The organism is Polaromonas sp. P3_B1, assembly GCF_056402935.1.
Window position 1 is genome coordinate 19,413 of sequence record NZ_JBFUGK010000038.1, and the last position, 18,927, is coordinate 38,339.

The following is an 18,927-nucleotide window of genomic DNA, read 5'->3' on the forward strand; positions in this document are numbered from 1 at the left end:
TGGCGATGATGCCGAGCGCGCAAGATGCGCGAACGAAAACAGTCACCTGCGCGACCTAACCACCGGCCGCCGGCGGCTTGGTTTCGTTCGCAAAAGCCTGGCTCACGGACTTGCGAACCACGTCCTCTATCTCCTCGCGAAGACGTGGGGCAAGGCTTTGCGTGTGCTCAAGAATAAGCTGGCCCACCACTTCACGCAGACGCCGGTCCAGCATCAGGTCGACCCGTTGCAGCACGCGCTGCACCATCTGCTCTTGCAGATCCGCCGAAGGGGCCGGGACGGATGGCGGCGCATGGGCTGTAAAGGTTGCGGCAGGCGTCACTGCCGAGGCCGCGCTCGGAGCCGGAATGGGCGCAGCGACAGGCCGCACAACTTCCGTCAGCGTCGGCACAAAACGCGGCGGCGCGGGCGGCGGACGGTTCATGCGCCCTCCCCGGCCATGGCCAGGTCATGCCGTTTCATGGCGTACCCCCTGTCGGTGTAATGCTTCCATCGACTGCGCGCGGCAAGGCGGTCTTCATCCGCTCGCGCCACCACTTCGATAAAACGTTCAAAGCGTTCAAACTCAGGCGGGATACCCTGCCCCAGGTTGACGAGCACGCCGTAATGCGGGCAGTCCTGCAGCGATTCGGCCAGCACCACGGGCGATGCGGCCATCGTGATCCGGGCCGCACCGGCGCGGCAGTGCGGCACAAACTCGGCCGGCGAGAAACTCCACAGCAACTGGTCCAGTTCCGCCAACATCGCCGGCTCGCCCGTCACCACCACCTGGGCACCGCTGAGGTAAGCCTTTCGTAGCAACCGGCAGCTGTAGCCCAGCTTGTCGGGAACGTTGAAGTGAAAAGCAATTTCGGTCATGCCCGTGTTTTGGCAGCGGCCTTGGGTTTAGCCGAGGCCTTCGGCTTGGCGGGCGCCCTGGGCTTGGCAGAAGCCGCCTGGCCCAACAGGTAATCCAGCAGCAGGGGCACGGGCCGGCCGGTGGCGCCCTTGGCGGCGCCGCCCTTCCAGGCGGTGCCCGCAATGTCCAGGTGCGCCCAGGGAAAACTGGCCGCAAAGCGCTGCAGGAACTTGGCCGCGGTGATCGCGCCGCCGGCCCTGCCGGCCACATTGGCGACGTCGGCAAAATTGGTCTTCAGGCCTTCGGCGTAGTCGTCGTCCAGCGGCAGCCTCCAGCACAGGTCCATGGCCGACTCACCGGCCTGCGCCAGCGCCTCGGCCAGGGCATCGTCGGTGGAAAACATCCCGCTGCGCACGCCGCCCAGTGCGATCACGCAGGCGCCCGTCAGCGTGGCGATGTCGACCACTGCCCTGGGCTTGAAGCGCTCGGCATAGGTCAAGGCATCGCAGAGCACCAGGCGCCCTTCGGCGTCGGTGTTCAGGATTTCTATGGTCTGGCCGCTCATGCTGGTCACCACGTCGCCCGGCTTGATGGCCCGGCCGCCCGGCATGTTTTCGCAGGCCGGGATCAGGCCCACCACATTGAGCGCGGGCTGCAACTCGGCCAGGGCCCGGAAGGTGCCCAGCACGCTCGCGGCGCCGCACATGTCGAATTTCATCTCGTCCATCTCGGCCGCCGGCTTGATGGAGATGCCGCCGGTGTCAAAGGTAATACCCTTGCCGACCAACACCACGGGCGCCTCGGACTTTGCCGCGCCGTCGTAGCGCAGCACGATGAATCGCAGCGGCTCGGCGGTGCCCTGCGCCACGGCCATGAAAGAGCCCATGCCCAGTTTGGCGACCTCTTTGGGGCCCAGTACCTCGACCTTGATGTTGCGCAGCTTGCCGAGTTCCCTGGCGGCGCCGGCCAGCAGGGTCGGCGTGGCATGGTTGGACGGCCGGTTGGCCCATTCTTTGGCAAATTCCAGGCCCTTGACCAAGGCCACGCCCTTGTCCAGGCCGGCCTTGGCTGCCTTCGCACTCGCGGCGTCGCCCACGGCCAGCAGCACGCGCTGCAACTTCGAAGGGCTGGTCTTGGATTTGGTAGTGGTATAGACGTAGGTCGCGTCACTGCAGGCCGTCACGGCGGCGCGCACGGTCTCCGCCTGCAGCGCATCCAGCAGGTCCAGGCACAGCACAAGGCGCTGGGTGCTGCCGTTTTTCAAGGCACCGAGGGCCGCACCCACGGCCGCGCGGACATTTTTGGGACTGGCGTCACCCACCCCGGCCAACACCAGGCGGGTGGCGGCGATGCCGGGAGCCCGGTAGGCCGCGAGGAGCTTGCCCGGCTTGGCTTCAAAGTCCCCGGACTTGATCGCCAGCGCGGTGAGAGCCGACAGCGGATCGCTGCCGGTGCCCCCGCCCTGGGGGACGAGCACCAGCAGTGCGTCGGTTTTTTCACCGCAAATACGGGCACGGGTCAGTGTTTTGAGTTCGAAGTCCATAATTCAGGGTCTGGTGGATAAAACCAAAGTAAAACAAAAATAAAGCAAAGCAAACGCAGATATTCAGTCAATGTTATTCCAATCTTCGATTCGCAAAGAGCTGGCGCGCAGTTTTGGGGCAACGCTGGTGGTGCTGGTCACCATCGTCATGACCATCGTGCTGATCCGCACACTGGGCCAGGCCTCGCGCGGTTTCATCAACCCGCAGGACGTCATGCTCTTCATGGCCTACTCGGCGCTGGGCCGGCTGCCGACCATCCTCACGTTGTCGCTTTTCATCGCTATGGTGAGCACCCTGTCGCGCATGTACCGCGACAGCGAAATGGTCGTGTGGTTCACCAGCGGCCAGGGCCTGGCCGGCTTTCTGCGGCCGCTTTTCCGCTTTTCCTGGCCGGTCCTGCTGGTGATCACGCTGATGGCGCTCTTTGTCTGGCCCTGGACCAACCAGCAGACCAAAGACATGCAAAGCCGATACGAGCAGCGCGGCGACATTGATCGGATTGCCCCGGGCCAGTTCCAGGAGTCCTCCAGCGGCAACCGGGTGTTCTTCATAGACCGCGAACTGGCGGGGGCGCGGGCCAGCAACAACGTGTTCATCGCCTCGACCGAAAAAGGCAAAAGCTCCATCACCACCGCGCGTTCCGGCCGCATCGAGGTGCTGAACGACGCCCAGTTCCTGATGCTCGAGAACGGGCAACGCCTGGAAAATGTGATCGGCCAGCCGGCCCTCAAGATCAGCGACTTCGAGGAGTACGGCACCAAGACCGGCGACTCCAACCCGCTCGCCGAAAACGCGCCCGAAGCCAAGCTTCTGTCCACCCGGTCCCTGATCAAGGCGCCCACGCGCGGAAACCTCAGCGAGCTGGCCTGGCGCATCGGCCTGGCGCTGGCATCCATCAATTTTGTCGTGCTGGCCGTGGCCCTGGCCAGCGTCAACCCGCGCGGCGGGCGTAGCGGCAACATGATTTTTGTGCTGCTGACCTTCGTGGTTTACAACAACCTCGTCAACCTCGGGCAAAGCTGGATTTTTGTCGGCCTCATCAGCTTCAGCAATTTCCTGCTGGCCCTGCACGGCGGCGTGTTGCTGCTGGCCCTGGCCTGGCTATCCAAGCGGCAGTTCAACTGGGTGCTCAGGCCCGCCCGGCGCATCAAACGAGCACCCATGGCCGTGCGCGATACCGAAAGCCAGCAGCCATGAAAACGATACGCCGCCTGATTTACGGGGAAGTGCTGGCCGCCATTGCCCTGGTGGCGCTCGGCTTCCTGGCCCTCTTCTTCTTTTTCGACCTGGTCGACGAACTCCAGTACCTCGGCAAGAGCAACGGCGTCAATGCCGGCGAGATCTACCAAATCCGGCATGCACTGCTCTATGTGGGCCTGCTGGTGCCCAACCACCTTTACGAGCTGCTGCCTATCTCGGTGCTGATAGGCACTATTTTTGTGATGGCGCGGCTGGCCCAAAGCTCGGAATACACCATCTTGCGGACCAGCGGCCTGGGGCCCTGGCGCGCGCTCAAGCTGCTGCTGGTCCTGGGCGCGCTGTTCGTAGTGTTCAGCTTCATAGTGGGCGACTATGTCGCGCCCGCCAGCGAGCGGGCCGCGCAATTGCTCAAGGCACGCTACCAGAGCAAGATCACCATAGGCCAGACAGGCGCCTGGCTCAAGGAAAAGCAGGCCTACAACACCTATGTGGTCAACGTGAAGGCGCTCACTCCCGACAATGAGATGCAGGGCGTGCAGGTGTTCGAGTTCAACAACAAGGGCCTGATCGTCTCGACCACCCAGGCGCCGCTTGCGACTTTTGGCTCCGGCGATGCCTGGCAGCTGCAGCAGGCCACACGCGCGGAATTCGAGGTCAGCGGTTCCGGCGCCGCGGCCAGCTCTCCCAAGGCGCAGGAAAGCGCCAAGGTCAACCGCACGGTGCTGCCAAGCTTTCGCTGGCCCACCGAAATCAGCGCCGAAATGGTGTCGGTCGCGCTGCTCAAGCCCGAACGCATGGGCACCATAGACCTCTTTAACTACGTGCGCCACCTGGATGCCAACGGCCAGACGGCCCAGCGCTATGAAATCGAGTTCTGGAAAAAGGTGTTCTACCCACTCAGCTGCCTGGTCATGGTGATCCTGGCCCTGCCCTTCGCCTACCTGCACTTCCGCTCCGGCGGCATTGCGGGCTATGTGTTTGCCGGGGTCATGATAGGCATCAGTTTCTTCCTGCTCAACAACGTGTTCGGCTACATCGGCAACCTGCGCAACTGGATGCCCTGGCTGGCGGCCGCCACCCCCGGCCTGCTTTACATGGCAGTCTCACTGGGTGCTTTCGGCTGGCTGGTGCTGCGGCGCTAACGCATGGCCATGACAGCTTCCGCACCGCAGCCTCGCGGCATCATCCTGCTGGCCCACGGCTCGCGCGACCCCCTGTGGCGCGCACCCATTGAAGCCGTGGCCGCGAAAGTGCGCGCCACCGCGCCCGCCACGCCCGTGCTCTGCGCCTACCTGGAACTCTGCGCACCGACGCTGCCAGACGCGGCGGCCGAACTGGCCGCGGGCGGCACGCGCGCCATCCGGGTGTTTCCGCTGTTCTTCGGCGTGGGCAAACATGCCCGCGAAGATCTGCCGCAACTGGTCGCACAGATCCAGGCCAGCCATCCCGGCATCGCCGTGGAACTGCTGCCCACCGCCGGCGAGTATCCGGAACTCACGGCCTTGATGGCCGATATCGCGCTGGCTTGAAGGCAACCCGGGCACCGCGGGAAACAACCCGCCAGCCCACCTCTTTAGCGCGATACAGGCATAATGAAACAAATAATTAGCCTGAATTTGATATGAACCTTCACCAATTCCGATTCGTCCAGGAGGCCATCCGGCGCAACCTGAACCTCACCGAGACCGCCAAAGCCCTCCATACATCGCAGCCCGGCGTGTCCAAGGCCATCATCGAACTTGAAGAAGAACTGGGCGTGGAAATCTTCGCGCGGCACGGCAAGCGCCTCAAGCGCGTCACCGAGCCCGGCGAGCACGTCCTCAAAAGCATTGAGCTCATCATGCGCGAGGTCGGCAACCTGCGCCGCATCGGCGAGCAGTTCTCGGCCCAGGACAGCGGCACGCTCTCCATCGCCACCACACACACCCAAGCCCGTTATGTGCTGCCGCAGCCGGTGGCCAAGCTGCGCGAGGCCTTTCCCAAGGTCAATGTCAGCCTGCACCAGGGCTCGCCCGACCAGGTGGCGCGCATGGTGCTCGATGAAGTCGCCGAAATCGGCATCGCCACCGAGTCACTGACCCAGTACGACGACCTCGTCACCCTGCCCTGCTACGAGTGGCAGCACATGCTGGTGATCCCGGTGGACCACCCGCTGGCGAAAAAAGAAAACATTTCGCTGGAAGACCTGGCCGAAGAACCGCTGATCACCTACCACCCGTCCTTCACCGGACGCACCAAGATAGACTTGGCCTTTGCCGCCAAACGCCTGCAGCCGCGCATCGCGCTGGAAGCCATTGACTCCGATGTGATCAAAACCTATGTGCGCCTGGGCCTGGGCGTGGGCATCGTGGCCGAGATGGCCATCAAGGAAGACGGGACCAACAGCGACCTGGTCGCCATACCCGCCGCCCCGCTGTTCGGCATCAACGTGGCGCGCGTGGCCTTCAAGCGCAGCGCCTACCTGCGCAACTTTGTCTACAAATTCGCCGAATTGCTCAGCGACAAGCTGGACCGTGCCCTGATTACCAAAGCCATGGCCGGCCGCGTCAACGACTACGAAATTTAGTTCTCCCCGAAGCGGCCTGCGGCCGCCTCCCCTCAAGGGGCGCCGCTGGCGGCCCGGCAAAGCCGGTTCCGCGGCGGCTGCTTGAAAAAACCCTCACTTTGCAATCATGACTAACACCCTCGAACGCACCCCAAAGTTGGAAACCAAGCTGCCCGCCGTCGGCACCACCATCTTCACGGTCATGTCCACGCTGGCCGCTGAAAAAGGCGCAGTCAACCTGGGCCAGGGCTTTCCGGACTTTGAATGCGATCCGCAGCTGGTCAACGCCGTCACCGACGCGATGACGAAGGGCCTGAACCAGTATCCGCCCATGACGGGCGTGCCGGTGCTGCGCGAGGCCATCTCGGCCAAGGTGGCCAGGCTCTACGGACACCGCTACGACGCCAACAGCGAGATCACCATCACCGCGGGCGCGACGCAGGCCATCATCACCATCATCCTCGCAGTGGTCCACCCCGGCGACGAAGTCATCGTGCTTGAGCCCTGCTACGACAGCTATGTACCCAACATTGAACTGGCCGGCGGCAAGGTCGTTCGCGTCCCGCTGACACCGGGCACCTTCCGCCCCGACTTCGGCAAGATCGCCGCAGCCCTCACGCCGCGAACGCGCGCCATCATCGTCAACTCTCCGCACAACCCGAGCGCCACGGTGTGGAGCGAAGCCGACATGCTTGCGCTGCAGGAGCTGCTGGCGCCCACCGACGTGCTGCTGATCAGCGACGAAGTTTATGAACACATGGTGTTCGACGCGGCCAAGGGGCGGGTTCACCAAAGCGCAGCGCGCTTTCCGGGCCTGGCCGCGCGCGCCTTTATCGTGAGCAGCTTCGGCAAGACCTACCACGTCACCGGCTGGAAGGTCGGTTATGTGGCCGCACCCGCGGCACTCACGGCCGAGTTTCGCAAGGTGCACCAGTTCAATGTCTTCACCGTCAACACGCCGGTGCAGTACGGCCTGGCCGCTTATATGGCCGACGAGCAGCCCTACCTGGGCCTGCCGGCCTTCTACCAGCGCAAGCGCGACCTGTTCCGCGAAGGCCTGGCCAAAACCCGCCTCAGGCTGCTTCCCAGCGAAGGCAGCTACTTCCAGTGCGTGGACATTTCCGAGGTCAGCGACCTGGATGAAGCCGAATTCTGCAAATGGCTGACCACTGAGATTGGCGTCGCGGCCATTCCGCTGTCGGCTTTTTACGGCAACGGCTTCGACCAGCGAGTGGTGCGCTTTTGCTTCGCCAAGAAAGACGAGACCCTGAACACGGCGCTGCAGCGCCTGGCCAAGCTGTAGGCCAAGGCTGTCAGCGTTGACCGACGGTTGAACAGGCCCCCCTCCTGCTTGATCGTGCCTGGGCCCGGGCAAGAATAAAGGCACATAACAAGGAGTGCTTTCATGTCCCTCTCGCTCATCCTGCTGATTGTCTTGATCCTGATCTTGGTCGGCGCCCTACCCACGTGGGGCCACAGCCGCAGCTGGGGCTACGGGCCCAGCGGCGGTATCGGCCTCGTGGTGCTGATCCTCGTCATCCTGCTGCTGATGGGACGCATCTAGCCACACGGTCTCATCAGGAAAAATGGCCTTGCATTGCAAGGCCATTTTTTTGCTCACCTCAAAACCGGCATCAATTATTCAGTTGTGCCCAGGCCTTTTCCAGCCTCTTGATACTGACCGGTTGCGGCGTGCGCAATTCCTGTGCAAAAAAGCTCACGCGCAGCTCCTCCAGCAGCCAGCGAAACTCCTGCATGCGCGCATCGACCGCGCCTTTGCGTTCGGCCACCAGGCGCCAGTAGCGCTGTTCCTGCGGACGCAGTTCAGCCAGGCGCGCGGCATCGCGTGCCGGGTCGGCGCGCCATTTTTCCAGCCGTAGCGTGATGGCCTTGAGGTAGCGTGCGAAATGCTGTAGCTGCGTATAAGGCGTGACCGCCAGGAAACGCTTGGGCACCAGGCGCTGCAGTTGCTGGGCCGCATCGGCCGCGGCTTCGGCGGCGTTCTTGCTGTCCTTGATCTTGCGCTGGGCCACGGCGAATTCAGCCAGGATGCCCGCGGCCAGCCTGGCTACCTCGCTGGCGATCAGGGTCAGGCGGCCCCGGCCGTCGTCGATGCGTTTTTTGAATTCGCCCTCGTTCGTCGGCAACGGATCCAGCRGGAAGGCACGATCCAGCGCGACCTCGATGATCTGCTCGCGCAGCTCTTCCAGCGTGCCGCCGCCGGAGTTGTCGGCGGCGCGGCCCACCAGCATGTAGGCCGTGGCCATCTTTTGCAGCTCGGGCAGGTTCTTCTCGAGGTATTTGAGCGCGTCCTTGATCTGCAGCGCAAACAGCCGGCGCAGGCCGGCCCGGTGTTTGGCGGCGGCCGCATCGGGTTCGTCAAACACCTCGATGGTGACCGCATCGCCCAGATCGATCAGCGCCGGAAAGCCGATCAGCGTCTGGGAGCCCTTGCGAATCTCCATGAGTTCAGGCAACTCGCCAAAGCTCCAGCCGGTGTAGCGCTCCGCCACCTTGACCGCCGGTTTTTCCGCCGCTGCCGGAGCGTCAGGCTTGCCGGCAGCGGGAGTCTTGCCTGGATTTGCGGCCGGCTCGGGCACTTTCGCCAGGTTCTTGAGCCCCGCCAACGCCTGGAACGCGCCACGCGCTTGCGAACCCAGCTCGCCCTTGAGCGCCCCCAGGTTGCGGCCCGCACCCAGCTGTCGGCCGTGCTCGTCGACCACGCGGAAGTTCATGAACAAATGCGGCGGCAGCATGTCCAGCTTCATGTCGTTGCGCTTGATGTCCAGCGAGGTCGCGTCGCGCACCAGCTTGAGCACCGCATCCGTCAGTGAGCCGCTACCGAAGAGCTCGGGCTGCAGCAGCTGCTCGGTCATGCGGGCGGCGGTGTCAGGCAGCGGGACCAGGCGCGAGCGCGGGCGCTGGTGCAGGGTCTTGATCAGCGCCTGCACCTTGTCCTTGAGCATGCCGGGCACCAGCCACTCGCAGCGCTCTTCATTGACCTGGTTGAGCGCGAACAGCGGCACGTCGACGGTGACGCCGTCGCGCGCGTCGCCCGGTTCATGCAGGTAGGTCACCCCGCAGTCCACGCCGCCCATGCGCAGGGTCTTGGGGAAAGATTGCGTGGTGATACCGGCCGCCTCGTGGCGCATCAGCTCTTCGCGTGTGAGCAGCAGGAGCTTGGGCTGTTTTTTCGACTCTTCCTTGTACCAGTGCTCGCAGCTCGCGCCGCTGTGCACATCTGCCGGCAACTGCTGGTCGTAAAAAGCGTAGATCAGTTCTTCGTCGACCAGCACGTCCTGGCGCCTGGCCTTGTGCTCAAGGTCCTGCACCTGCTGGATCAGCTTCAGGTTGGCCGCCAGGAAAGGCAGTTTGGTGTCCCAGTTGCCGGCCACCAGCGCCTCGCGGATGAAAACCTCGCGCGCCGTGACGGGGTCGACACGGCCGAAGTTGACGCGCCTGCCGTTGTAAACCACCAGGCCGTACAGCGTGGCGCGCTCCAGCGCCGTGACCTGGGCGGCTTTTTTCTCCCAGTGCGGGTCCAGTAACTGCTTGCTGAGCAAATGGCCGGCCACCTGCTCTATCCAGGCCGGGTCTATATTGGCGATGCCGCGGCCGAACAGGCGCGTGGTCTCTACCAGCTCGGCCGCCACAATCCAGCGGCCCGGTTTTTTGCTCAGACGGGCGCCGGGATGGCGGTAGAACTTGATGCCGCGCGCGCCCAGGTACCAATCCTCGTCGTCGCTCTTGCAGCCGATGTTGCCAAGCAGGCCGCACAGCATGGACAAATGCAGTTGCTCATAGCTCGCGGGCTTGTCATTGAGCACCCATTTCTGTTCGCCGACCACGGTGTGCAACTGCGAATGGATATCGCGCCATTCACGCACCCGGCGGACGTTGACATAGTTCTCGCGCAGCAGGTTTTCATACTGACGGTTGGAGAGCTTGTGCTGGGGGCCTTCGGCCCGCAGCACGGGTGCTGTTTCAGGAGGCGTCACGCGACCGCGCGACGCGCCGTGGCCGCCGCGCGCATCGCCCAGCCATTTCCAGAGCTTGAGGTAGCCGCTGAACTCGCTTTTTTCGTCGTCGAACTTGGCATGCTGCTGGTCGGCCTGGGCCTGCTTGTCCATGGGGCGGTCCCGCACGTCCTGCACGCTGAGCGCGCTGGCGATCACCAGCACCTCGTCCAGCGCATTGCGGTCCCTGGCCTCGAGGATCATGCGGCCCACGCGCGGGTCCAGCGGCAGCTTGGCCAGCGTGCGGCCCACACCGGTCAGCTCGTTGTCCTCGTCCACCGCGCCCAGTTCGGCCAGCAATTGATAGCCATCGGCAATCGCGCGGCGCTGCGGCGGCTCGATAAAGGCGAATTCCTCGACGTTGCCCAGGTGCAGCGCCTTCATGCGCAAGATCACCGAGGCCAGTGAGCTGCGCAAAATTTCCGGGTCGGTAAAAGGCTGCCGGCCCTGGAAGTCTTTCTCGTCATACAGCCGTATGCAGATGCCGTCGGCCACCCGGCCGCAACGGCCGGCGCGCTGGTTGGCCGCGGCCTGCGACACCGGCTCCACCATAAGCTGCTCGACCTTGTTGCGAAAGCTGTAACGCTTGACGCGCGCGGTGCCGGCATCGATCACGTAGCGGATGCCGGGCACGGTCAGCGAGGTCTCGGCCACGTTGGTGGCCAGCACGATGCGCCGGCCGCTGTGGCCGTCAAAAATGCGGTCCTGCTCGGCCTGGCTCAGGCGCGCGAACAGCGGCAGCACCTCGGCATTGCGCGTCAGCGGCTGGTGCGCCAGGTGCTTGCGCAAATGGTCGGCCGCCTCGCGGATCTCGCGCTCGCCGGGCAAAAACACCAGGATGTCGCCCGCGCTGTGCGGGCTCAGCCAGAGCTCGTCGACGGCATCGGCGATGGCGTCGTTGAGGTCATAGTCGYGCGCTTCCTCGAACGGCCGGTAGCGCTGCTCCACCGGGAACATGCGGCCCGACACCATGATGACGGGCGCTGGCCCCTTTGCGGAGGCAAAGTAATCGGCAAAGCGCTGCGCATCAATCGTCGCCGAGGTGATGACTACCTTGAGGTCGGGCCGGCGCGGCAGCAGCTGGCGCAGATAGCCCAACAGGAAGTCGATGTTCAGGCTGCGCTCGTGAGCCTCGTCGATGATGAGGGTGTCGTAGGCCTTCAGCAGTGGGTCGGTCTGCGTCTCCGCCAGCAAGATGCCATCGGTCATGAGCTTGACCGAAGCGTCGCGCGAGAGCCGGTCCTGGAAGCGCACCTTGTAGCCCACCACATCGCCCAGCGGCGTCTTGAGCTCCTCGGCAATGCGCTTGGCCACGCTGGAGGCGGCGATGCGCCGCGGCTGGGTGTGGCCTATGAGCTTGCCCTGTCCTTGTGGGTAATTCAGCTTGCCGCGCCCCATGGCCAGCGCGATCTTGGGCAACTGCGTGGTCTTGCCCGAGCCGGTCTCGCCGCAGACGATAACGACCTGGTGCGCCGCCATCGCGGCGGTGATTTCATCGCGCCTGCCGGAGACGGGCAGCGATTCGGGAAAGGTGATGGTCAGGGGCGTCAAAGCGGGGGACAAAGGTGCGTGCAAAAGGAAACCGGGAAGAAAGGCCGCAGGCGGCAAAGCCTTCAATTATCGGCGCTTCCTGCGGCCGCTCGCGCTCGCGGGGTTACCTGGGTTCAGGCTGCCAGCACCGGCAGGTCGACAATTTCGCCGCTGCTTTCGTCAAACCAGGCAATGCGGCTGGGGTAGCCCAGCGCCGCGCGCGACATGCCGCGCCCCAGGCCTACGGCCGAAGAGGCGCGCGCATCGGTTTTGGACACCCGCAGCACGCCCAGGCCGATTTCCGCCGCCCAGGGGGTTTGCTGGCCGGCCGCCGCGCCAGCTTCCAGGCTGGTGTTGAGCGCCACGCTGCGCGTCAGCACGGCCTGGACACGCCGGGCCAGGTGGATGAGGTCGCCGCTGTGGTGGCAGTTGCGCATCAGCAGCAAAAAGCCGTCTTCGCCCAGCCGCCCCATTTCCACCTGGGCCGGCACGGTGCGCCGCAAACGCCCCGCGCAGACAAAGAGCGCATGGTTGACGGCTGCCAGGCCGTAGAGTTTTTCAAGCACATAGAGGTTGGCGAGGGACACCACGATCACGCCCAGCGGCACCGGCTTGTCGCGGTAAGCCCTGAACGCCAGGTTCAGCATGTTGTTGGTTTCGCTGTTGGAGCGCATGCGGGTGACAGGGTCGTAGCTGGGCCCATAGGCCATGGCCTGGTTCAGCTCGATCAGGTAGGAATAGCGGATCCACAGCACGGACGCCATGGTGGCCAGGTAGGCCGTGCCCGCCAGCGCGCTGGCGGCGTGGGCCTGCCAGGGCACGTGGGCACGGTCCAGCGCCGTCCAGCTCAAGCCCACGATGGCCACCAGCATGAACACCACGCCGGCCACCGCCACCCACGCCAGGCGGTCGCCGTGCAGGGCGCTGCGCAGGCTCAGGGCCAGGGCGACGAACCCCAGCAGCGTGGCTGCCGCCAGGCTGAGCACCAGGGACTGCTGCGGGCTCAGCGCCCAGCCCAGCACGATGACCAGGACGGYCACACCCGCCAGCAGCAACAAGGCTCGCCGCCGGGCCGAGGGACTGCGCAAAATGCCCAGGATGGAGAACAGCAGATAGGCCAGCAACACCGACACCACGCCGGCCACATGGGCCAGGAAGCGGTCCAGCATTGCGGTGTCGCTGATCGGCAGGATGCCCAGGAAGGCCACCACGAAGAAGGTCGAAGCCAGGGCCGACGCGGCGGCGTTGAGGGCAATACGCCGCAGGGACCGGATATAGGCAAAAACCGAACCGGCCAGCATGAGCCCCGCCGCCCCGAAATAGCAGCCCCAGAACCCGATCGCGTATTTATCCATGACACCTGACCATAACCTGCCGCGCCCTGTTTCGCCATCCCCAAAAAGGGGGACACTGTTCGCCGGCGGGGTCTTGGGCCTACCTCGGGCGGCTGCCTCTCCCTTACACTCACTGGACTTTTTCCGTTTGCCGGGAAAAGCAGCGCCGGGAAGGCCCTGCCCAACCTCCCTGCGCCCCTCCCCGGCTGCTCCCGCCCCGTCCAACCGACCCGAAAGCGCGCCCATGTCCGCCGTCTTCAACTTCACCTTTGTGCCCTGGTTCCGCTCGGTCGCGCCCTACATCCACACGCACCGCGGCAAAACCTTTGTGGTGGGCCTGGCCGGCGAAGCGATCGCCGCCGGCAAGCTGCAGCACATCGCCCAGGACCTGGCGCTGATCCAGAGCATGGGCGTGAAAATCGTGCTGGTGCACGGCTTTCGGCCGCAGGTCAATGAACAACTCAAGGCCAAGGGCCATACGGCCAAATACTCACACGGCATGCGCATCACCGACGAGGTCGCCCTCGACAGCGCCCAGGAAGCCGCCGGCCAGCTGCGTTATGAAATCGAGGCGGCCTTCAGCCAAGGCCTGCCCAACACCCCCATGGCCGGCTCCACGGTGCGGGTGATTTCAGGCAACTTCATCACCGCGCGGCCTGTCGGCATCCTGGACGGCGTGGATTTCAAGCACTCGGGCCTGGTGCGCAAGGTGGACACCGCCGCCATAGGCCGCGTGCTCGACTTCGGCGCCATGGTGCTGCTCTCGCCCTTCGGCTTTTCGCCCACCGGCGAAGCCTTTAACCTGACCATGGAAGAGGTCGCCACCTCAGTGGCCATTGCCATGCAGGCCGACAAGCTGATCTTCCTGACCGAGATCCCGGGCATACGCATACACCACGACCAGCCCGAGAGCGAGGACAACCCCATAGACACCGAGCTGCCGCTGGCCGCCGCCGAAAAGCTGCTGGCCACCCTGCCCAACGGCGAGCGCCCCACCGACACGGGCTTTTACCTGCAGCACTGCGTCAAGGCCTGCAAGGCCGGCGTGGAGCGCAGCCACATCCTGCCCTTCGCGGTGGACGGCTCGCTGCTGCTGGAGATTTATGTGCACGACGGCATAGGCACCATGGTGGTCGATGAAAAGCTCGAAGAGCTGCGCGAAGCCACAGGCGACGACGTGGGCGGCATCCTGCAGCTGATCGAACCCTTTGAAAACGACGGCACGCTGGTCAAGCGCAGCCGCACCGAGATCGAGCGCGACGCCGCCAACTACAGCATCATCGAACACGACGGCGTGATCTTTGCCTGCGCGGCGCTCTATCCCTATCCCGAAGCCAAAACAGCCGAAATGGCCGCGCTCACCGTCTCGCCCCAAAGCCAGGGCCAGGGCGACGGCGAGAAGATTCTCAAACGCATCGAACAGCGCGCCCGCGCGGCCGGCCTGCAAAGCATCTTCGTGCTCACCACCCGCACCATGCACTGGTTCATCAAGCGCGGTTTCGTGCAGGTGGACCCGGACTGGCTGCCCGAAGCCCGCAAGCGCAAATACAACTGGGACCGCAAGAGCCAGGTGCTGGTGAAGAAGCTGTCCTAACCCGGCCGGGGTTTCCCTCGCAGGGGTTTTTCTTTAGCATCGGGTCAATCCCCCATTCACACAGGATCTCACATGCTCCAAATGCGCCCCAACTGCGAATGCTGCAACAAGGATTTGCCCAACGAGTCAGCCGATGCGCGCATCTGCACCTTTGAATGCACTTTCTGCGCCGACTGCGCCGACACCAAACTCAAGGGCGTCTGCCCCAACTGCGGCGGCGGCTTCACCGTGCGGCCCAGCCGCCCCGAGCGCCTTCTCGCGAAATACCCGCCCTCCACCGAACGCATCTACAAGCCGGAAGGCTGCGGAGCGGTAGCCGCATGAACACCACTACCCTGCTGCTGTTTTCCATCGTCGCGCTGGTGGCCATCGCCACGCCCGGCCCCACGGTCCTGCTGGCACTGGCCAACGGCTCGCGTTATGGTGTGCGCCGCTCGGTACCCGGCATGCTGGGCGCGGTGGTCTCGGATTTTGTGCTGGTGGGTGCGGTGGCCCTGGGCCTGGGCGCGTTGCTGGCCGCTTCCGAATTTTGGTTTTCAGTGCTCAAGTGGGCCGGCGCGGCTTACCTGGCCTGGCTGGGCATACGCCTGCTGCGCTCGCGCGGCGGGTTTGAGATTCCCGCCGAGGGCGCCGCCGGCACGCAGCACGGCAGCCGCGCGATTTTCATGAAGTCCTTCCTGGTGGCGGTGACCAATCCCAAGGGCTACCTCTTCTGCTCGGCCCTGCTGCCGCAGTTCATCGACCCGTCGGCTGCGCAAGCCCCGCAGTACTTTGCGATTTCACTGGTGTTCGCCGGCATCGATTTTTCGGTGATGTTCGCGTATGCCTTTGTCGGCGCGAAGGCGATCCGCCTGCTCAAGGCTTCGGCCACACGCTGGATAGACCGCGCCTGCGGCGGCGCGCTGCTGGCGCTGGCCGGCTCGCTGGCGTTTTACCGCCGGGCCAACACCTGAGGCTTTTGCAAAGCCGCGCACAAAGCCCAGCGAAGCGATCCTGGCTAGGCGCGTCGCCGCAGACAGTGCACCAGCACGGCAAGGCGGCGCAACAACGCCAGGAGGGCCTTGTCGCGGCTTTAATGAAAGTCGCGGCTTGAGGTGCCTAACCGCCCCAGCAGCGGCGTGAGGTCTTCCAGCCGGTGCGCCACCAGGTTGCGCACCGCGCCATAGCCTTTGGCGGTGCCGCTTTCCTCGCTGCGCTGCCACACTCCGTAGACCGCCAGCAGGCGTGAGTGCAGCAGTTCGGCGCGCTGGGCCTCGCGCAGCGACTTCCAGACGATCACGTTGACAGGCCCGGTTTCGTCCTCCAGCGTGACGAAGATGGTGCCCTTGGCGGTTTGCGGTTGCTGGCGCACGGTGACGATGCCGCAGCCGGCCACCTCCTCACCGTCGGGCAAGGCATTGAGTTCGCTCGCGCTCAGCAGGCCCTTGCGCGCCAGCCTCTCGCGCAACAGCGCGACCGGGTGGCGCCGAAGCGTCAGGCCGGTGGACTGGTAGTCGAACAAAATGTTTTCGCCTTCGGGCGTGTCGGGCAGCGCCAGCGGCGTTTCATGCGTGGGCACGGACTTGAGCAGGCGCGGCGCCGGCTTGATGGCCGAGGCGTCCCACACCTGCTGGCGCCTGTGGCCTGACAGCGGCAGCAAGGCATCGGCGGCGGCCAGCGCGTTGATTTCAAGCGTGCCCAGCTGCGCGCGCGACACCAGGTCTTCGGTCGAACTGAAAGGTGCCTCTGCCCGCGCCGCCACCAGGCGCAGGGCCGCGTCCTCGCGCAGGCCGGCCACCAGGCGCAGGCCCAGGCGCACTGCAGGTTGATCCTTGCTCCGTTCGGGCTGAGCTTGGCCTGTCCTGAGCTTGTCGAAGGGTCGAAGCCTATTTCGAGCCAGCCCTTCGACAGGCTCAGGGCGAACGGAGGGTTCTTCCAGCGTGCAGTCCCAGTGACTGTGCATCACGTCCACGGGGCGCACCTCCACGCCATGGCGGATGGCGTCCTGCACCAGCTGCGACGGCGTGTAAAAGCCCATGGGTTGCGAATTGACCATGGCCGCCAGGAAGCACGCCGGCTCATGGCATTTAAGCCAGCAGCTCACGTAGACCAGCTTGGCAAAGCTGGCGGCGTGGCTTTCGGGAAAACCGTAGTCGCCGAAGCCCAGGATCTGGCTGAAGATGCGTTCTGCGAACTCGGTGCTATAGCCGTTTTTCACCATGGCCTGAACCAGCCGGCCGTGAAAACGCTCCACCCCGCCCTTGCGCTTCCAGGCCGCCATGGAGCGGCGCAGGTCGTCGGCCTCGCCGGGCGTGAAGTCGGCGGCGATCATCGCGATCTGCATCACCTGCTCCTGGAAAATCGGGATGCCCAGCGTGCGCTCCAGGGCCGGATTGAGCGCCGGGTATTCGACCTTGATCTCGCCGCCGTTCCTGAGGATTTCGCGGTTCTTCAGGTAAGGATGGACCATGCCGCCCTGGATGGGCCCGGGTCGCACGATGGCGACCTCGACCACCAGGTCGTAGTAGCTGCGCGGCTGCAAGCGCGGCAGCATGGACATCTGGGCGCGGCTCTCGATCTGGAACACGCCCACGGTGTCGGCCGCGCAGATCATGTCGTAGGTCTTCTCATCGGGCACGACCTCGTGCATCTGCAGCCGGCTGCCGCGCGCCTGGTTCACCAGCGCCAGGCAGCGCCGTATGGCCGACAGCATGCCCAGCGCCAGCACGTCGACCTTGAGCAGGCCCATGGCTTCCAGGTCGTCCTTGTCCCACTGGATGATGCGGCGGTCCTTCATGGAGGCCGGCTGCACCGGCACCAGCCGCGTGAGCTTGCCCTGCGTGAGCACAAAGCCGCCCACATGCTGGCTCAGGTGGCGCGGAAAACCGATCAGCTGCGCCGCCAGGTCCAGCCACTGCAGCACCGGCCCTTCCCTGCCCGCCAGCCCCGCTTCGCGGATTTTCTCGCGCAGCACCTCGCTGCCGTCAAACCAGAAATGCTCTTTGGCGAACTGCTCCACCAGTTCAGGCTCTATCGCCAGCGCCTTGCCGACGTCGCGGATCGCGCTGCGCGGGCGGTAGCTGATGATGGTGGCGGCAATCGCGGCGCGGTCGTGGCCGTACTTGCCGTAGATGTACTGGATGACTTCTTCGCGCCGCTCGTGCTCGAAGTCCACGTCGATGTCGGGCGGCTCGCGGCGTTCGCGGCTGATGAAACGCTCGAACAGCAGTTTGCTTTCCGCCGGATTGATGGCTGTGATGCCCAGGCAAAAGCACACCGCCGAATTGGCCGCCGAGCCGCGACCCTGGCAGAGGATTTTTTCCTGTCTCGCGAAACGCACGATGTCATGCACCGTGATGAAAAACATCTCGTATTCCAGCTCTTCGATCAGCGCCAGCTCAAAGCCCAGCTGCCTGCGTATCTTGTGGGGAATATGGCCCGCATAGCGTTCCTGGGCCCCTTGCCAGGTCAGCCGCCTGAGCCAGCGCGCCGGGGTTTCGGCCGGCGGCACCATGTCGTCCCGGGGATAGCGGTAGAGGTCGCGAATTTCGTCAAGGCTGAAGTTGCAGCGCGCCGCCACCACCAGCGTGGCGCGCAGCAGCGCGGCCGGATAGATGCCGGCCAGCCGCATGCGCGGGCGCAGATGCGCCTCGGCATTGGCCTGCAGCGCAAAGCCGCATTCATGCACGGCCCGGCCCAGCTTGATGGCGGTCATCACGTCGTGCAGCGGCTTGCGAGAGCGCTTGTGCATCAGCACATTGCCGGCCGCCACCAGGCTGATGCCGGTGCGCGCCGCCACGGTCTGCAGTTGCTGCAGGCGCAGCGCGTCGTCCAGGCCCTGCTGCAGTTCCACGGCCAGCCAGGCGCCCGAACCGAACAACCCTAGCGCCCAGGCGGCGTGCGCGGCCAGCGCCTGCACGTCGATGGCATCCGGCAAAGGCGACAGCAGGATTTCACAATCGGCCAGGCGCGAAAAATCAGTTTCGCCGAGCACGACGCGGTAGCTGCCTTTCTCGATTTCGTCGCCGGCCTGGCGTGCTTCGGTGATGAACTCGCAGAGGTTGCCCCAGCCCGCCGCGTTGCGCGGCAGCACCACCAGCCTGAAGGCATACGCAGCCTGCACCAGGAACTCGGCCCCCGGGATCAGCTTGAGCCCGTGGTCCCGCGCCGCCTCATGCGCCTTCACGACGCCGGCGACCGAACATTCATCGGTGACGGCCAGCGCCTGGTAGCCCAGCTCGGAGGCCCGCTCGGCCAGTTCCTCGGCATGCGATGCGCCACGCTGGAAGCTGAAGTTGCTCAGTGCATGCAGCTCAGCGTAATCAGGCAGTGCGTGGGCGGACATGC

General features: G+C 64.8%; 15 protein-coding genes. 9 read left to right on the plus strand and 6 right to left on the minus strand.

All coding sequences use genetic code 11. From position 1 onward, the window contains the following. Window positions 1–55: 55 nt before the first annotated feature. The 3 genes from AC1DXS_RS19620 to AC1DXS_RS19630 are packed head-to-tail and all read right to left on the minus strand — an operon-like array spanning window position 56 to window position 2,381. On the minus strand, window positions 56–424 hold the full coding sequence (locus AC1DXS_RS19620; protein WP_477739142.1) for a hypothetical protein: 369 nt from the start codon (window positions 422–424) through the stop codon (window positions 56–58). Further along, the gene (locus AC1DXS_RS19625) at window positions 421–858 is read right to left on the minus strand and encodes a DNA polymerase III subunit chi (RefSeq protein ID WP_477739143.1); all 438 of its coding nucleotides are present in this window, start codon (window positions 856–858) and stop codon (window positions 421–423) included. Before AC1DXS_RS19625 ends, AC1DXS_RS19620 begins: the two co-directional genes overlap by 4 nt. Next, entirely contained in the window at window positions 855–2,381 is a 1,527-nt protein-coding gene (locus tag AC1DXS_RS19630; RefSeq protein ID WP_477739144.1) for a leucyl aminopeptidase, read from the minus strand. The genes AC1DXS_RS19625 and AC1DXS_RS19630 overlap by 4 nt, the downstream gene beginning before the upstream one ends. 70 nt (window positions 2,382–2,451) lie before the next feature. Here AC1DXS_RS19630 and lptF point away from each other — a divergent pair, with 70 nt between their 5' ends. The 6 genes from lptF to AC1DXS_RS19660 all read left to right on the plus strand — a co-directional run bounded on the left by lptF (window position 2,452) and on the right by AC1DXS_RS19660 (window position 7,691). After that, window positions 2,452–3,579 carry an LPS export ABC transporter permease LptF gene (gene lptF / locus AC1DXS_RS19635; RefSeq protein WP_477739145.1) on the plus strand — a complete coding sequence of 376 codons (1,128 nt, stop codon included), beginning with the start codon at window positions 2,452–2,454 and terminating at the stop codon, window positions 3,577–3,579. Then, the gene (lptG, locus tag AC1DXS_RS19640) at window positions 3,576–4,724 is read left to right on the plus strand and encodes an LPS export ABC transporter permease LptG (protein WP_477739146.1); all 1,149 of its coding nucleotides are present in this window, start codon (window positions 3,576–3,578) and stop codon (window positions 4,722–4,724) included. Before lptF ends, lptG begins: the two co-directional genes overlap by 4 nt. A 9-nt stretch (window positions 4,725–4,733) precedes the next feature. Further along, the gene (locus AC1DXS_RS19645; protein WP_477739147.1) at window positions 4,734–5,111 is read left to right on the plus strand and encodes a sirohydrochlorin chelatase; all 378 of its coding nucleotides are present in this window, start codon (window positions 4,734–4,736) and stop codon (window positions 5,109–5,111) included. A 92-nt stretch (window positions 5,112–5,203) separates the two neighbouring features. Continuing rightward, complete coding sequence (locus tag AC1DXS_RS19650) at window positions 5,204–6,148, plus strand: CysB family HTH-type transcriptional regulator (protein WP_477739148.1); 945 nt, start codon at window positions 5,204–5,206, stop codon at window positions 6,146–6,148. 106 nt (window positions 6,149–6,254) lie between these two features. Next, on the plus strand, window positions 6,255–7,430 hold the full coding sequence (locus tag AC1DXS_RS19655; RefSeq protein ID WP_477739149.1) for a pyridoxal phosphate-dependent aminotransferase: 1,176 nt from the start codon (window positions 6,255–6,257) through the stop codon (window positions 7,428–7,430). Between the two features lie 102 nt (window positions 7,431–7,532). Next, on the plus strand, window positions 7,533–7,691 hold the full coding sequence (locus AC1DXS_RS19660; RefSeq protein ID WP_007856361.1) for a DUF3309 family protein: 159 nt from the start codon (window positions 7,533–7,535) through the stop codon (window positions 7,689–7,691). A 70-nt stretch (window positions 7,692–7,761) separates the two neighbouring features. Here AC1DXS_RS19660 and hrpA read toward each other — a convergent pair whose 3' ends face one another. Both hrpA and AC1DXS_RS19670 read right to left on the minus strand, forming a co-directional pair. Then, complete coding sequence (gene hrpA, locus AC1DXS_RS19665; RefSeq protein ID WP_477739150.1) at window positions 7,762–11,706, minus strand: ATP-dependent RNA helicase HrpA; 3,945 nt, start codon at window positions 11,704–11,706, stop codon at window positions 7,762–7,764. Between the two features lie 101 nt (window positions 11,707–11,807). Continuing rightward, window positions 11,808–13,028 (minus strand): GGDEF domain-containing protein, encoded by a 1,221-nt coding sequence (locus AC1DXS_RS19670; protein WP_477739151.1) that lies wholly within the window; start codon window positions 13,026–13,028, stop codon window positions 11,808–11,810. Between the two features lie 223 nt (window positions 13,029–13,251). Between AC1DXS_RS19670 and argA the strand changes: the two genes are divergently transcribed. The 3 genes from argA (at window position 13,252) to AC1DXS_RS19685 (ending at window position 15,554) form a co-directional block, all read left to right on the plus strand. Then, the gene (gene argA / locus AC1DXS_RS19675) at window positions 13,252–14,601 is read left to right on the plus strand and encodes an amino-acid N-acetyltransferase (RefSeq protein WP_477739152.1); all 1,350 of its coding nucleotides are present in this window, start codon (window positions 13,252–13,254) and stop codon (window positions 14,599–14,601) included. A gap of 72 nt (window positions 14,602–14,673) precedes the next feature. Next, window positions 14,674–14,925, plus strand: a complete 252-nt coding sequence (locus AC1DXS_RS19680; protein ID WP_477739153.1) for a DUF1272 domain-containing protein — start codon at window positions 14,674–14,676, stop codon at window positions 14,923–14,925. Continuing rightward, the gene (locus AC1DXS_RS19685) at window positions 14,922–15,554 is read left to right on the plus strand and encodes a LysE family translocator (RefSeq protein ID WP_477739154.1); all 633 of its coding nucleotides are present in this window, start codon (window positions 14,922–14,924) and stop codon (window positions 15,552–15,554) included. The genes AC1DXS_RS19680 and AC1DXS_RS19685 overlap by 4 nt, the downstream gene beginning before the upstream one ends. 119 nt (window positions 15,555–15,673) lie before the next feature. On the opposite strand, the gene AC1DXS_RS19690 is transcribed toward AC1DXS_RS19685, so the two are convergent. Beyond that, complete coding sequence (locus AC1DXS_RS19690) at window positions 15,674–18,925, minus strand: error-prone DNA polymerase (RefSeq protein ID WP_477739155.1); 3,252 nt, start codon at window positions 18,923–18,925, stop codon at window positions 15,674–15,676. Window positions 18,926–18,927 lie beyond the last annotated feature (2 nt).

Bases quoted from the DNA above. Each gene is read 5' to 3' on its own strand.
- AC1DXS_RS19620 (WP_477739142.1), bottom strand. From the start codon at position 424: ATGAACCGTCCGCCGCCCGCGCCGCCGCGTTTTGTGCCGACGCTGACG.
- AC1DXS_RS19625 (WP_477739143.1), bottom strand. From the start codon at position 858: ATGACCGAAATTGCTTTTCACTTCAACGTTCCCGACAAGCTGGGCTAC.
- AC1DXS_RS19630 (WP_477739144.1), bottom strand. From the start codon at position 2,381: ATGGACTTCGAACTCAAAACACTGACCCGTGCCCGTATTTGCGGTGAA.
- lptF (WP_477739145.1), top strand. From the start codon at position 2,452: ATGTTATTCCAATCTTCGATTCGCAAAGAGCTGGCGCGCAGTTTTGGG.
- lptG (WP_477739146.1), top strand. From the start codon at position 3,576: ATGAAAACGATACGCCGCCTGATTTACGGGGAAGTGCTGGCCGCCATT.
- AC1DXS_RS19645 (WP_477739147.1), top strand. From the start codon at position 4,734: ATGACAGCTTCCGCACCGCAGCCTCGCGGCATCATCCTGCTGGCCCAC.
- AC1DXS_RS19650 (WP_477739148.1), top strand. From the start codon at position 5,204: ATGAACCTTCACCAATTCCGATTCGTCCAGGAGGCCATCCGGCGCAAC.
- AC1DXS_RS19655 (WP_477739149.1), top strand. From the start codon at position 6,255: ATGACTAACACCCTCGAACGCACCCCAAAGTTGGAAACCAAGCTGCCC.
- AC1DXS_RS19660 (WP_007856361.1), top strand. From the start codon at position 7,533: ATGTCCCTCTCGCTCATCCTGCTGATTGTCTTGATCCTGATCTTGGTC.
- argA (WP_477739152.1), top strand. From the start codon at position 13,252: ATGTCCGCCGTCTTCAACTTCACCTTTGTGCCCTGGTTCCGCTCGGTC.
- AC1DXS_RS19680 (WP_477739153.1), top strand. From the start codon at position 14,674: ATGCTCCAAATGCGCCCCAACTGCGAATGCTGCAACAAGGATTTGCCC.
- AC1DXS_RS19685 (WP_477739154.1), top strand. From the start codon at position 14,922: ATGAACACCACTACCCTGCTGCTGTTTTCCATCGTCGCGCTGGTGGCC.
- AC1DXS_RS19690 (WP_477739155.1), bottom strand. From the start codon at position 18,925: ATGTCCGCCCACGCACTGCCTGATTACGCTGAGCTGCATGCACTGAGC.